Annotated in this window: 11 protein-coding genes; 5 read left to right on the top strand and 6 right to left on the bottom strand. The window is 61.0% G+C overall.

Annotated elements, in window-relative coordinates; all coding sequences use genetic code 11:
- Nucleotides 1-218: 218 nt before the first annotated feature.
- The 4 genes from U862_RS0106575 (at nucleotide 219) to U862_RS0106555 (ending at nucleotide 4,266) form a co-directional block, all read left to right on the top strand.
- Complete coding sequence (locus U862_RS0106575) at nucleotides 219-1,373, top strand: MalY/PatB family protein (protein ID WP_025109644.1); 1,155 nt, start codon at nucleotides 219-221, stop codon at nucleotides 1,371-1,373.
- Nucleotides 1,374-1,572: 199 nt separating this feature from the next.
- Entirely contained in the window at nucleotides 1,573-2,430 is an 858-nt protein-coding gene (locus tag U862_RS0106570) for a glucose 1-dehydrogenase (RefSeq protein WP_025109643.1), read from the top strand.
- A 6-nt stretch (nucleotides 2,431-2,436) separates the two neighbouring features.
- Nucleotides 2,437-3,780 (top strand): sodium:proton antiporter, encoded by a 1,344-nt coding sequence (locus U862_RS0106565; RefSeq protein WP_025109642.1) that lies wholly within the window; start codon nucleotides 2,437-2,439, stop codon nucleotides 3,778-3,780.
- 189 nt (nucleotides 3,781-3,969) lie between these two features.
- Nucleotides 3,970-4,266, top strand: a complete 297-nt coding sequence (locus U862_RS0106555; protein ID WP_025109641.1) for a hypothetical protein — start codon at nucleotides 3,970-3,972, stop codon at nucleotides 4,264-4,266.
- A 54-nt stretch (nucleotides 4,267-4,320) separates the two neighbouring features.
- Here U862_RS0106555 and U862_RS0106550 read toward each other — a convergent pair whose 3' ends face one another.
- The 4 genes from U862_RS0106550 to U862_RS0106535 form a co-directional block, all read right to left on the bottom strand.
- The gene (locus tag U862_RS0106550) at nucleotides 4,321-4,857 is read right to left on the bottom strand and encodes a hypothetical protein (protein ID WP_025109640.1); all 537 of its coding nucleotides are present in this window, start codon (nucleotides 4,855-4,857) and stop codon (nucleotides 4,321-4,323) included.
- 77 nt (nucleotides 4,858-4,934) lie between these two features.
- Nucleotides 4,935-6,857 (bottom strand): PAS domain-containing sensor histidine kinase, encoded by a 1,923-nt coding sequence (locus U862_RS0106545; protein WP_025109639.1) that lies wholly within the window; start codon nucleotides 6,855-6,857, stop codon nucleotides 4,935-4,937.
- A 72-nt stretch (nucleotides 6,858-6,929) separates the two neighbouring features.
- Nucleotides 6,930-9,215, bottom strand: a complete 2,286-nt coding sequence (locus tag U862_RS0106540) for an ATP-dependent DNA helicase (protein ID WP_025109638.1) — start codon at nucleotides 9,213-9,215, stop codon at nucleotides 6,930-6,932.
- Nucleotides 9,212-10,864, bottom strand: coding sequence for a VRR-NUC domain-containing protein (locus tag U862_RS0106535; protein ID WP_025109637.1), 1,653 nt, complete (start codon nucleotides 10,862-10,864; stop codon nucleotides 9,212-9,214). Before U862_RS0106535 ends, U862_RS0106540 begins: the two co-directional genes overlap by 4 nt.
- Nucleotides 10,865-11,069: 205 nt before the next feature.
- On the opposite strand from U862_RS0106535, the gene U862_RS0106530 reads away from it, so the two are divergent.
- Nucleotides 11,070-11,294, top strand: coding sequence for a YgdI/YgdR family lipoprotein (locus U862_RS0106530; protein WP_025109636.1), 225 nt, complete (start codon nucleotides 11,070-11,072; stop codon nucleotides 11,292-11,294).
- 71 nt (nucleotides 11,295-11,365) lie between these two features.
- On the opposite strand, the gene U862_RS0106525 is transcribed toward U862_RS0106530, so the two are convergent.
- Both U862_RS0106525 and U862_RS0106520 read right to left on the bottom strand, forming a co-directional pair.
- Nucleotides 11,366-11,740, bottom strand: coding sequence for a hypothetical protein (locus U862_RS0106525; RefSeq protein ID WP_025109635.1), 375 nt, complete (start codon nucleotides 11,738-11,740; stop codon nucleotides 11,366-11,368).
- A 239-nt stretch (nucleotides 11,741-11,979) separates the two neighbouring features.
- Nucleotides 11,980-13,833: a polyurethanase gene (locus U862_RS0106520; protein ID WP_025109634.1), complete on the bottom strand. Its 1,854-nt coding sequence runs from the start codon at nucleotides 13,831-13,833 to the stop codon at nucleotides 11,980-11,982.
- Nucleotides 13,834-13,970: the final 137 nt, after the last annotated feature.

The raw sequence follows: 13,970 nt of genomic DNA, 5'->3' as shown, positions 1-13,970 counted from the left end.
GTAGACAAAGACCACACACTCTGTGTGAAAACCGACCGTCGGCCGTTTGTCGGAACTGTATTCACACCGCTCGTTGCAGGCATGAGCCTGCTTGCGATAGCGGTGGGTCAGCTTGCTCAAATGTTGAATTTAAAACCGCAATCGCGAGCAGGCTCGCTCCTGCATGGGTTGCGGCTTATCATGGCGGCCATGAACAACCCGCCTTCACGAGACCGCGCATGACTTTCGATTTTGATCAGGTATTCGACCGCCACAACACTGGCAGCACCAAGTGGAGCCGCTACCCGGCCGATGTGTTGCCAATGTGGGTCGCTGACATGGATTTCGCTGCGCCGCCGGTGATCATCGAGGCTCTGCAGCAGCGTTTGCTGCACCCGCTGGTGGGTTACAGCGTGGCTCAGGACAACCTGCGTGAGGCCATCGTCGCCGACTTGTGGAACAAGTTCGCCTGGAAGGTCAAACCGCAGGAGTTGATCTTCCTGCCAGGCGTTGAGTCCGGTTTCAACATGGCTTTGAAAGCGCTGGTGCAGCCGCAGCAGAACGTCGTGGTGCAAGTGCCGAACTACCCGCCGCTGCGGCATGCGCCGGGCCACTGGGGGCTGAACAAGGTCGAACTGGAATTCGTCGCCCAGGCCGACGGCACCTGCGCCACCCCGCTGGAGAGCCTGCGCGACGCGCTGAACGGTGGCGGCGCCCTGCTCCTGAGCAACCCGCACAACCCGATCGGCAAGGTGTTCGGCCGTGAAGAGCTGCAAGCCGTAGCCGATATCTGCGCGGCACAGGACGCCTGGATCATCTCCGACGAGATCCACGCCGAGCTGTGCTTCGACGGCCGCGTGCACATTCCGACCGCCTCCCTGAGCCCGGAAATCGCCAAGCGCACGATCACCCTGATGTCGGCCAGCAAGGCTTACAACATTGCCGGCCTCAAGACCTCGTTCATGATCATCCAGGACGCTGCCCTGCGTGAACGCGTCAACCACGCCCGTTGCGGCATGGTCGACAGCGTCAACCCGCTGGGCATGGAAGCGACCCGCGTCGCCTACAGTGAAGGCGCACCGTGGCTCGCCGAGCTGAAAACCTACCTGCAAGCCAACCGTGACTGGCTGGTGGATGCGGTGCGCAGCCGCTTGCCGGGCGTGACCATCAATGTGCCGCAGGGCACGTACCTGGCTTGGCTCGATTGCTCGGCGCTGGAGCTGGAAAACCCGCAGCAGTTCTTCCTCGAACAGGGCAAGGTCGGCCTCAGCGCCGGTCTCGACTTCGGCGATCAACACCAGCAATTCGTGCGCCTGAACTTCGGCTGCCCGCGCTCGCTGCTCGAAGAAGGCATTACCCGCATGGAGCGTGCCCTGACTCACCGCAATACCTGACCCCTCAGATAATCCCTTGTGGGAGCGGGCTTGCTCGCGAAAGCAGTGTGTCAGGCGACATCATCGTTTACCGACACACCGCCTTCGCGAGCAAGCCCGCTCCCACATTGGTTTTGCGGTCATCCAACATCCGATCGAACTCACGGCAAACCGTCCGGGTCAACCGCCCATACCAGCCCTGAGACCTCGGAGACCCGCGATGACCGACTATCCAAAACCACCCTTCCCCGCCCAGGCCCAAGCGGTGCCCGGTTCGCAAAGCAAAATGCAGCCGTCCCCCGATTGCGGCGAACAAAGCTACGTCGGTTCCGGGCGACTGGCTGGCAAGATCGCGCTGATCACCGGAGCCGACAGCGGCATCGGTCGCGCCGTGGCGATAGCCTTCGCCCGCGAAGGTGCAGACGTCGCCGTGGCATACCTCAACGAACATGACGACGCCAAAGAGACCGCGCGCTGGGTCGAGCAGGCGGGCCGCCAGTGCCTGCTGCTGCCCGGCGACATTGCGCAAAAGGCCCATTGCCAGGCGCTGGTCGACAAGACCGTCGAACGCTTCGGGCGCATCGACGTGCTGGTCAACAACGCTGCATTCCAGATGACCCACGAAACCTTCGAAGAAATTCCCGACGAAGAATGGGTGATGACCTTCGACGTCAACATCACCGCAATTTTCCGTCTGTGCCAGGCGGCGCTCAAACACATGCGCCCCGGCGCGTCGATCATCAACACCAGCTCGATCAACTCCGACCTGCCCAAACCTACACTGCTGGCCTACGCCACCACCAAAGGCGCGATTGCCAACTTCACCGGCGGACTGGCGCAATTGCTCGGGCCGCAGGAAATCCGCGTGAACTGCGTGGCTCCCGGGCCGATCTGGACGCCATTGATCGTCTCGACCATGCCGGATGAAGAAGTGCAGAATTTTGGCGGCAACACCCCGCTCGGCCGCCCCGGGCAACCGGTGGAAGTGGCGCCGATCTATGTGCTGCTGGCCTCGGATGAAGCCAGTTACATCACCGGTCAGCGCTACGGCGTGACGGGTGGCAAGCCGATGCTGTGATCAACCATGAGCTTTGTCATCTGGGTCGCGGTGCTCGGTGCCGTATTGCTGACCCTCGCGCTGACCTCTTCGTACCTGCGCTGGATGCCGGTCACCACCTCGGCTGTGTGCCTGTTGCTGGGGATCGGCATTGGCCCCAGCGGCCTCGATCTGCTGAAACTGTCGGTGGAAAACGCTGCTGTGTGGATGGAGCACCTGACGGAAGTCGCGGTGCTGTTTTCGCTGTTCGTCTGCGGACTCAAGCTGCGTCTGCCGCTGCGCGATAAGCGCTGGCGGATCGCATTCGGGCTGGCGGGGCCGGTGATGGTGTTGACCATCGCCGGGGTCAGCCTGTTACTGCATTGGGGCCTGCAATGGGCTTGGGGGCCGTCGCTGCTGATCGGCGCGATCCTGGCACCGACCGATCCGGTGCTCGCCGCGCTGGTGCAGGTCAACGATGCGCGGGACGTCGACAGCGTGCGTTTTGGCCTTTCCGGTGAAGCCGGATTGAACGACGGGATTGCCTTTCCGTTCGTGATTCTCGGGTTGTTGCTGATTCATGGCGAAGGCAGCCCCGGCGAGTGGCAGGACTGGGTGTTGCGCAGTGTGTTATGGGCGGTTCCCGCAGGACTGCTGACCGGGTACTGGATGGGACGCGGCATTGGTCGGGTGACACTCTCGCTGCGCATCCGTAACGACGACAGTACGCTGAGCCCGAATGATTACCTGGCACTGTCGCTGATTGCCCTGGCCTACGTCGGCGCGGACGCCATCGGCGGTTATGGGTTTCTGGCGGTGTTTGCCGCTGGCCTGGGCTTGCGTCAGGAAGAGGTGAAGTCAACGGGCGCCAGCCAGCCGCCTGCCGAACATCTGGTGCAGCCGGTAGTGGGCCATCAGAACATCGAACCGCAGCACGCTGTACACGGTGATACCGAACGACTGGAAAGCAGTCAGGTCGCCGCCGGGATCATGATGGGCGACATGCTGTCGTTCGGCAGTCTGGTGGAACGGGCGATGGAAGTGTTTCTGGTGACCCTGCTCGGCGTGGTGCTGGTGGCACATTGGGACTGGCGGGCGCTGCTGGTGGGCGCGGTGCTGTTTTGTGTGGTGCGTCCGGCATGCGTTGCGCTGATGCCGTGGGGCGCGCTGCTCGACACACGTCAGCGGCTGTTGATCGGCTGGTTCGGCATTCGCGGGATCGGCAGTCTGTTCTACCTGTTTTATGCCTTGAACCATGGCCTCAGCGCCCCGCTCACCACGCTGTGCACCGACATCACGCTGTCGGTGGTGGCGCTGAGCATTTTGCTGCACGGCATCAGTACTCAGCCAATCCTCGCCCGCTACGAACAACGGCAAAAACGAAAAACCTGATTTTTCCAGCGCATGTTGTTGGGTTAACCCATCAAACTTTCTTCTAAAAATAAATGGATCCCTCTGCAGATTCCGGCAGTCACAACCATAACCCCTCGCTGGATGCACTCGGCGGGGTCCGGCAGGTTCGGTTCCCCTGCGGCTTGCAGCCCATGCAAAGGAATCTTTGAAAATATCAAGGTTACGGTCATGAAAGAATGCTCGACTCCTGCACAAATCAAGGCTTGCAGGGCTTTGGCCCTGGAACGCAATCGTCAATTGTTCGAAGACGCCCACACCCTCAACCGAACGGCTCACGAGCTGTTGGAGGCGGACAATCTGGATATCGAGCAATTTGAGCGCTATCGAGCGCTGCGCCGCAAAGCCGATGCGAAGTTCGAGGAAGCTATCGACCATTTGTGCGTTCTCAACGAGGACTTCCCGCCGATTCCAATGTCGCCGCATCATTCGCAGGAATTGCGTCGGCAGCTTGAAACCGTCGAATAAACCGCACACGAAAAAGCCCGGCTGCAAAGTCCGGGCTTTTTCTTTGGCCGGCGATCAGCCTCCGGGGTTGGTCACCTGAATGTACACCGCATAAATCCCGAGCAGCATCCAGAACGTGGCAAAAATCCACGGTGTGCGCACCGAAAACAACAGCGATTTGCGATAGCCCTTGTGGCTCGACTCCATTTCACTGAACAGCGGCGACTCGTCGTAGGCCAGGCCCATGATCGGCTCGCTGCGCAACAGCTCGCTTTGCTTGTAGTGCCAGTGGTCGATGATGTCGTAGGCCGCGCGTATCCCCGGCCAGGCATTCAGCGAACTGAGCAGCCCGAGCAGCGCCAGAAACGGCGGCACGACGAGGGTGAACAGCTTGCCCCATTCCGGATTGAGATTGGCCATGCACGACGCAAAGGCAATCACCAGAAACGATTGCGCCGCCAGATAGGCATCGGTGCGGTTGGCCAGAATGCTGGTTTCGTACTGGATTTCCTTGCGATAGAAATCCAGCCGTTCCTTGGGGGAGCCGAACATTTTCGCGTTGTGTTCGGTCAGTACGTCTTCGGCAGTGGGCTGGGTCAGGATGCGAGGCAAGGGACGCATGCTCCGGGGCAGGGAAAGTGTTTAGAAGCACCCCGTCACGCACTAGTTCAGCCGGATGTGTGGCCCGTTCATTTCATCGACTGGGCGATGATCTCCACCAGATTGAGTTGGGTGAACGGCTTGGGCAGACGCGGCAGCTGAGCCGCAAAGCCTTCCAGGCGTTCGGCGTATCCGGTGGCCAGGATGATCGGCAGATCCGGTTTGAGCAAACGCACCGCGTGGGCCAGTTGCGCGCCGCTCATCTGCGGCATGGCCATGTCCGTGATCAACAGGTCGATGACCTCGCCTTGATCGAACAATTGCAGAGCCTTGGCTCCGGAGGTTGCACTGACCACCCGATGGCCGAGGTCTTCAAGCAACAACGTGGTGCTGGTCAACACCAACGAGTCATCGTCCACCACCAGTACACTGAGCCGTGGCACCGCCACCGGTTCAGCATTCGTATACACCAATGGCGTGCTCACACCGCCCGCCGCCACCGGCAGCCAGAGCTCTGCCGCAGTGCCATGACCTTTTTGGCTCTTGAGAATGAAGCGGCCGCCGAGTTGCTCGATGAAGCCATGCACCATCGATAACCCCAGCCCGGTGCCCTTGCCCAGGCCTTTGGTGGTGAAAAACGGATCCCGGGCCGATGCCAGGGTCAATTCGTCCATGCCTTCACCCGTGTCGATCAGACTCAGGCAGACATAACGCCCTGCCGCCATCGGCGAATGGCTTTGCTCAAGAACCACCTCCGGTCGTGCGCTGATCACCACGCTGCCACCCTCGGGCATGGCGTCCCGGGCATTGGTCGCCAGGTTGAGCACTGCCAGTTCCAGCTGATTGGTATCGGCCAGCACCGGCTCCAGGTCGGCGGGCATGGAGGTTTCGATTTTGATCCCCGGCCCCAGTGAGCTGCGCAACAGCCCGGTGATGCCTTGCACCAGTTGCGCGACATCGACCGGCTCGGTCTTCAGCTCCTGACGCCGGGCAAAGGCCAGCATGCGTTGGGTCAGCGACACGCCACGCAAGGCACCTTGGGTGGCATTTTCCAGCAGGCGCTTGAGTTTCGGGTCATCACCAACACGCTTGCTCACAATTTCAAGATTGCCGAGGATCACGGTCAACAGGTTGTTGAAGTCATGGGCGATGCCGCCACTGAGTTGGCCGATGGCCTGCATCTTCTGCGCCTGGAACAATGCTTCGCGGGTTTTTTCCAGTGCCTGTTGCGACTGATGAGCCTCCGTCACGTCGCGGGTAATCTTGGCGAAACCGAGCAGGGTCCCGGTGTCGCCGCGGATGGCATCGATCACCACATGCGCTAGAAACCGGCTGCCATCCTTGCGTACCCGCCAGCTCTTGTTTTCGAAGCGACCTTCGCGGGCTGCGATTTCCAGCGCCCGTTGCGGTTCGCCGCGCTCACGGTCCTGTGCGGTGTAGAAGATCGAGAAATGCTCGCCGATGATTTCTTCCGGCAGATACCCCTTGATCCGCTGCGCGCCCTGATTCCAGTTCGACACCCGACCGTCAGGACTGAGCATGTACAGGGCGTAGTCGGTCACCCCCTGCACCAGCAGACGGAACTGCTGCTCGCTTCGCTTGAGGGTTTCTTCGGCCATCTTGCGGTCGGTCAGGTCGCGGGTGATCTTGGCAAAACCCAGCAGCGTCCCGTCCGGATCGATGATCGGATCGATCACCACATGGCACCAGAAGTGTGTGCCGTCCTTGCGTACCCGCCAGCCCTCGCCTTCGAATCGCCCTTCGCCGATTGCCGTGTCCAGCGCCCGTTGTGGCAAGCCGGCCGCGCGATCCTGCTCGGTGTAGAAACGTGAGAAGTGCTCGCCGAGAATCTCTTCCCTTTCGTAGCCCTTGAAGCGTTTGGCGCCGGAGTTCCAACTGGTGATGATGCCGTCCGGGTCGATCATGTAAATCGCATAATCGACCACCGCATCGATCAGCAGACGAAAACGCATCTCCTCGATCGCGGCGGTTTTGCTCGGGTTCTCACTCATCAGGTTCACCGCTGTTTTTTTCCTGGTACAAGTATGCGGCAATCCGGCGCGTTGGGAAGGTGCAAACGCGCTTCAATTCACGGCGTGATCTAAGGAAGAGTCCGCGCCGAGGCACCACCAGCGCGGCAACAATTGCTGGATACGCGGTTCGGCAAACCGGTCGTCAATCAACATCACCACACCGCGATCCTGGCGCGTGCGAATCACCCGGCCGGCAGCCTGCACCACTTTCTGTACGCCCGGATACAGATAGGTGTAGTCGTAACCGGCGCCGAAAATCGCCGCCATGCGCCGCTTCAACTGCTCGTTGACCGGGTTGAGCTGGGCCAGGCCCAAGGTGGCAATGAACGCTCCGATCAGACGTGCCCCGGGCAAGTCGATACCCTCGCCGAATGCCCCCCCCAACACAGCGAACCCGATACCCTGACTCTCGGCTGTGAATTGGTCGAGAAACGCCTGACGCTGCCCTTCGGCCATGCCCCTGGACTGTTGCCACAGGTTGATCTGCGGATGGCGTTCGGCGAGCAGTGTCAGCACCTGTTGCAGGTAATCGAAGCTGCTGAAGAACGCCAGGTAATTGCCCGGGCGCTCACTGAACTGGCGGGCGATCAGTTCGACGATCGGCTCCAGCGACGCCTGGCGGTGGTTGAAGCGCGTGGAAATCCGGCTGACGATCTGCACCTGTAACTGTTCGGCACTGAACGGTGATTCAACGTCAATCCATACCGTGTCGACGGGCGTGCCGAGCAAGTCGGCGTAATAGTGCCGCGGGCTCAGCGTCGCGGAGAACAGCACGCTGCTGCGCGCCGCTTTCAGGCGCGGGCCGATGAACGCGGCCGGCACCACATTGCGCAGGCACAGGTGTGACAACGGCCGTTTACGGTCGAGGTCGCGTTTGCTGATGTCGAACAGGTAATGCTCGTCGAACAGCTCCGCCACCCGGCCGAACTGCAGCATGTCGAAATAGAAGGCCTGCAGGGCGCTGTCGAGTCCCTGCGGATGATCGTTGAGGTAATCGCCAATGGCCGCGCTGCACAGGGAAACCGCTTGCAGCAGTTTCTCCGGGGCCTTGTCGTAGGCCTGATACGGGGCCAGTTGTGGCTGATGCAGTGCGTTCCATTCACGGTTGACCCGTTGCAGGGATTTCTTCAGGGCTTCGGGAGCCGATTTGCGCACGCTGGCCAGCGCGGCCTGATCGAGACTGGCGCTGTACATCGACCGCCCACGTTCGACCAGGTTGTGCGCTTCGTCGGCCAGTACCGCAACTTTCCACTGATTGAGCTGGGCGAGACCGAACAGCAGTGCACTGAAATCGAAGTAATAATTGTAGTCCGCGACCACCACGTCGGCCCAACGGGCCATTTCCTGGCTCAGGTAATACGGGCACACGCTGTGCTGACGGGCAACTTCGCGCATCGCTGCCTGATCGAGCAGACGGACCCGGCTGGCTGCTTCCCGGGCGGCGGGCAGTCGATCATAAAAGCCTTGGGCCAACGGGCAGGAATCGCCGTGACAGGCTTTGTCCGGATGCTCGCAGGCCTTGTCCCGGGCGACCATCTCCAGCACCCGCAAGGGCAAGTCTTCACCCTGATCGAACAACACCTGGCTGGCATCCAGCGCCAGCTTGCGTCCCGGGGTCTTGGCGGTCAGGAAGAACACCTTGTCCAGTTGCTGCGGCGCCAGCGCCTTGAGCAGCGGGAACAGCGTGCCGAGAGTCTTGCCGATTCCGGTGGGCGCCTGGGCCATCAGGCAGCGGCCGGTGCTGACGGCCTTGAACACTGATTCGGCCAGATGCCGCTGACCCGGGCGAAAGTCCGCGTGGGGAAAAGCCAATGTCTGCGCGGCCAGATTCCGCGCCTCGCGATGGGCCATCTCCTGTTCGGCCCAGTCGAGGAACAACCGGCACTGTTGCTCGAAAAAGCCCTGCAAGGCGGACGCGCTGAAGGCCTCGACCAGACAGGTTTCCTTTTCGCTGACGATGTCGAAATACACCAGCGCCAGGTTGATCTGCTCAAGCGCAAGCTTGCGGCACATCAACCAGCCGTAGATTTTCGCCTGCGCCCAGTGCAGCAGGCGATGGTTGGCCGGTTGTTTGCTCAGGTCGCCGCGATAGGTTTTGACTTCTTCCAGGCAGTTTTGCGCCGGGTCATAGCCGTCCGCCCTGCCCTTGACCTTCAGTTGCAGGAACTCGCCTTCCAGCGCCACTTCACTCTGGTATTTGTCGCTGCGCCGCGAGGCTACGGTGCGGTGCCCGAGCATGCCTTCGAGCGCCGTCGGCGAGGGGGTAAAACGCAAGTCGAGGTCGCCGGTCTTGGCGGTGAACTCACACAGCGCGCGCACCGCAATGCTGTAGCTCAAGCGCTCTGCTCCGCCCATTGCACGTAACACACAGCGACCGGCATCTGGTGTTCGTGGCAGAACTCCAGCCAGCGCATCTGATTGTCCTGCAAGCGGTCACCGGGACCTTTGACCTCGATCATCCGGTAGGTCTTGTGTTGCGGCCAGAACTGGATCAGGTCCGGCATGCCGGCGCGGTTGGCCTTGATGTCGAGCAGCAGGCGATTGAACCAGTGCTTGAGGTGTTCGGCCGGCAGACAGGCCAGCGCTTGCTCAAGCAGCTCTTCGTTCAACGCGCCCCAGAACACGAATGGCGACTGCACGCCCCATTTGGCCACGAAGCGCTCACGAATGGTCGCGGCATAACGACCGTCGTCGAGTTCGTCGAGACAGGCCCGGAACAGATCGGCGCGGCGTTGCTGGAAGTCCTCATTGAGCAGGTCCACCGGCCCGCGTTGAAACGGATGAAAGAACGCCCCCGGCAGCGGCGCGAAGATCGCCGGCCAGCACAACAGGCCAAACAGCGAGTTGATCAGGCTGTTTTCCACGTAGTGCACCGGGCCGGCGTCTTCGTGCAGATGCGCCTGCACGTAGTACTCCACCGACAGCCCCGGGTCGGTGCGCGACAGTTGCAGGTCGAGGCGCTCAACCGGTCGCGGTGCTGCCCGTTTGAGCGGCGGCCCGCCGAGTTTACGCCGCAGTCGCGGCAGCATCCGTTGCAGGCTCTGCTGCTCGGCGGCGCTTTGCGGTGCCTGCTCGGCGAGGGTGGCGAGTTCCAGCGCCAGTGCGTATTCGCCGCAACGCTCCAGCACCCGGATCATTCGCTGTCGGGCACCGGGGTAGGCGCACTCGCGGTAAATGCTCAGGGCCAGGGCAAATTCGCTGATGCGTTCGCAGTACTGGCCGATCTGGAACAATACCTTGCCGCGCCGGCGTTGCAGCCACGGGTTGGCAAACTGCAGCGCAGTGACCTGTTCGACGATGGTTTCCAGCGGTTCGCCGGCCTCGAAGCGCAACTGGCAGTGATGCAGGAACAGGCAGGCGTCAACGTCTTCGCGACTGCGCAGGCCGCGGGAGTCAGCGCAGAAATCGACTTTCTCATAGGTGAAAATGCCGAGATCGGCGAGCACGAACTCCGACCAGTCCTGATACAGGTTGCCGAAGAACATCAGACGCAGGCGGTCGCACAGGTCCATGATGGACAGGCTGAACAAGCGCTCGTCGAGCGTCGGCGCCCAGTCGCACAGACTGCGCGGTTCGTTGAACTGCTCGGCCAGTATCGGCAGCCAGTCATCCTTGCGCCCCTTGGGTTGCTCGATGAGGCTACCGAAGGCCTGCAGGAGTTCGGCCTTGAGCAGCACGTCGAACACCTCGGCCACCTTTAACAACGCCTGATCGTCGAGCCAGCCGTGACTCAGCAACGGTTGCGCGGCGTCGTTGATGTCACCGATTTCCGGGTAGTTAAGCTTGCCGAGGCGAAAATGCACGCCCTTGCGCATGACCATGCGCACCAGCAAACCCTGTGAGGGACGTGCCAGTGTCTTGAAGTCGCGGATAAACCCGTGCTCGGATTCACTCATCACATCGGCATAGCGAAGCTCAAGCCAATCAAGCACTTGGCGAAAGTTGTTGAGGTAATAGAACGGATCGTCGAGGGGGTTGGCAGTCACGGGAATTCAGGGCCATGGCGAGCGAGTACTGGTTATGCGTACAGATACCAGCTCTGCCCCGTCGCGTGCAAACGGAAAAAGATCAATGGCAGCGGCAATCGGAATTTTTTCAGGGTGCCATCGAACTTTTCCCGGCTGGATGGCACCAACCGCGTTAGAGACCAAAGACGGTCAATTCATATGCAATGAGGTATTTGAGGTGGGTATGAACATCAAGACTCTGGGTCTTCCCCTAGCGGTAGCGGCCCTGCTGGCATTGGCCGGCTGCTCGACGCCGACCGTCGTGACCTTGCAGAACGGCACCCAGTATTTGACCAAGGACATGCCGAAAACCAAGAACAAGGACGGTTTCTATGAGTTCGAGGATATTTCCGGGGCTAAAGTGAAGGTCCGCTCCGATGAAGTGGCAACGGTGCGCAAGGAAGACTGACCACCCGATAACCCTGTAGGAGTTGCCGAAGGTTCCTACAGGGGAGCGTTATCCGACAAGCATTGTGGGTGTTAATCGAAAGCAGGCAGGCCAACGATGCTGTTATCGCAGCTGAAATACTGTTCGCCCCGGCGCGCCAGTTCTGTTTGCAGACGTCGGCAGCGCTCCAGATCCTGTTGGGTCATGCGGTCGATGCTCAGGTTGCCGGTGGCTTGCGCTTGTTTGTCGTCACCCCGGCGAAACGTCACGAATGGCTGTTCGGGCTGGATCTGAAACAGGCTTTTCTCTTCGACCGGCTCGACCGCTTCGGTCTTCGCCGGCTTGGGCAGTTGATCGCTGCTGATCCCGTAACGGCTCAGAATCGAGGTCGGCGGCAGATCGGCCCAGGCATTGGCCGATAACAGCGCCAGTCCGACAATCCCGACATACCCCTTGAACCTTCTCACGTGTGCATCTCCTGTACTCAATGGCGGCTAGCTATAGAACGTGTGTGCACGTGCTGGCTTTAGGCCGCTTCTGCTGTTTGCAGAGCTTTTGAGTCAAGGAGTGGCTGTCGAGTCACTTCTAATACTGAGTTAAATCCTTCGCGAGCAGGCTCGCTTCCCCAGGGTCTATGTCAACGACACAGATCCAGTGTGGGAGCGAGCCTGCTCGCGAAGAGGCCCTTACCGGCGCCACCTCAGCCTCAGGCGATCACAATGCCATCGGCGTGCAGACTGTTGAGCGCCACCCCGACCAGCGTCACCGAGTCATTGCCAAACGTCAGTACCGTGTCCTGTCCAACCGTCGCGGCATGGGCGCGGAAGTCGTCGTTCGGCAACACGCCCTGCACGCCGAGGAACACCAGTTTGTCGTTGGACGTAAAACCGACCACCCGGTCCTGACCGAATGCGCCATTGAACAGGAACGTATCCGCCCCGCCCCCCGACTCCATCAGGTCATTGCCGGCGCCACCGACAAACACATCGTTGCCGGCGCCGCCGATCAAGTGGTCATTGCCCTCCAGACCAAACAGCCAGTCACCCCCGGCATGCGCCTTGAGCGTGTCGGCGCCGCTGGTGCCCTTCACGCTGGACTCGTACTGCGTGACGTTGTTGCCGACCTTCAGGCCGCTGGCCGTCACGCTGTGGGTCACGTCGTCCTTGAACAGGCCCCAGAGGAAGCCTGGCTCCTTGGTAACGATGCTGCCGATGTCGCGGGTGATGCTGATCCCGCCGTTGGCGTCGCGGATGTACAGATTGCCGGCACCGTCGTTGGCGAAGTCGAACTTGTTCACCGTTTGCTGCAAGTCGAGGGTGTTGTTGCCGGCGCCGCCGAGGATGACGTTGTAGCCGCCACCGTCACGGAAGGTGTCGTTGCCGGCGCGACCTTCGAGGTAGTCGTTGCCGCTGCCGCCCTGGATCAGGTCATTGCTGTCGCTGCCGATGATGAAGGTGCTGCCCTTGTGGGTTTCGGCGTTACGGTTCAGGTCCTGCACCCAAGTGTTCGCCCGCGCCGGGTCCGACAGGTTGGCGACAATGATCGTCGAGTCCTTGCTGGTGAGGTCATAGAACTTCGACTCGATGATCCGGTTCATGCCGTCGCCGTAAGCGGTGGGCAGGTGCGAGATCCAGGTGGGGATGTTGATAATCGAGAACGGCAGCAGATTCCACGCCGTCGAGGCGTAGTGATCGTTGAAGCTGACGATGTTGTCGGTGGCCGACTCTTTGGGCGCATCGTGCACGCCGACCGAGGCGCCGGTGAAGGTCGAGCCGTCGAGGGCGCGGAATACCGGGTCGTTTTCGTAACCGACGTTGAGCACTTTGTCGGTGCTGCTCTGGGTGGGCGAGGCGTAGGCGATGTAGTTGGAATCGGCGAAGAACCCGCCCCACTTGCCGCCACTCAGGTCGGCCATGCTGTTGACCGCCAGCCCGCCGAGGCTGTGGCCGCTGACGAGCACGTCCTTGCCGGTGAGGCCGTTGGCCTTGGCGAACGCCACCACATCGTTGAGCAGATTGCCGAACGCTTCACCGACGTAGTTCTTGGCGTAATCCTTGGGGCCGAAGGCTGCCAGCAGGTCGTTGATCACGTCGCCAATGGAGTCGAGGATGAGGTTTTCCCGCGGGCCGCTGGTGCCGCGAAAGGCCACGCCGATTTCCGTGAGATGCCCCTGGGCGTCGTACTTGCCGAGGATTTCGACCTGCGCGGTGGTGTAACCGGCCTTCTCGCCGAAGAAGGTTCCCCGGGCGTCAGTCTTGCCGTCGTAACCCAGCTGCGAAGCAGTGATGGGTGTCCAGCCCGCCTTTTTCACCGCATCGAGGGCGAGTTTTTCCGAGTCGGGGTTCCATGGAATACCGGGAATCACCCCTTGCGAATCGGTGCCGCCGAGCAGCGCCGTGACCAGCGTGGCGGGCAGGCCGATACCGAAACCGTTGTGCTGATATCCGGCGGCAAAGCCATTATCGAGGTTGTGGTAGGAATACAGCGTGATCGCCATGGCATCGCTGAACAATGCCTTGGAATCGGCTGTGCCGAAGTTCTTGTAGTCATACACACCCATTGCTATTGCCTCTCTCTTTGTTGGAATTGTCAGAGATAGCTCACAGCCAGGGCGCCCCTCACGGGCGCGCCCCGGAGCATTTTCACTACTTACACGTCAAACCTGTGGGAGCGAGCCTGCTCGCGAAGGCGGTGTAT

The organism is Pseudomonas sp. H1h, assembly GCF_000633255.1.
Classification (GTDB): domain Bacteria; phylum Pseudomonadota; class Gammaproteobacteria; order Pseudomonadales; family Pseudomonadaceae; genus Aquipseudomonas.
The sequence above is the reverse complement of the archived record's forward strand: the minus strand, read 5'-3'. Positions and strand labels throughout refer to the sequence as shown.